The sequence below is a fragment of the Acinetobacter rongchengensis genome (assembly GCF_003611475.1).
GTDB lineage: Bacteria > Pseudomonadota > Gammaproteobacteria > Pseudomonadales > Moraxellaceae > Acinetobacter > Acinetobacter rongchengensis.
In genome coordinates this window covers 1-343 of the sequence record NZ_RAXT01000219.1, presented here as the reverse complement: position 1 = coordinate 343, position 343 = coordinate 1, and the positions used below count along the sequence as shown (strand labels likewise).

Genomic DNA, 343 nt, shown 5'->3' with positions numbered 1-343 from the left:
TTTGATACCATTGTCATGTTTATGGACTAAATCATCTAATTCTTTTGTCCATGCCTTGATTTTAAAGGGGTTGAATGGCTTATTTTCTTTATGGGTTTCTATCTGATTGAGTAAATTTTTACTCAATTCCATGTATTCACCCATTTTTTGTTTGATGTTTTCTAGTTCCTGATGGTGGATTTTTTCAGCTAAAGCGCGAACTTTAGTTTCAAAAAGACGAACAGCAATTTTTTTATCACTTATCGAAGTGTCTTGAACAATAGGGCTAGATTGCGCTGATTTGCGCTCTAAGCGATTTTCTTGAGGTTTTGGTGGTTCTGTACGTATTTTTGCTTCCGTGGCT

General features: G+C 35.3%; 1 pseudogene. It reads right to left on the bottom strand.

Going from position 1 to position 343, the window contains the following annotated elements:
* Window positions 1-343: pseudogene (locus tag D7V20_RS19620) on the bottom strand (MobA/MobL family protein); the annotation flags it as partial.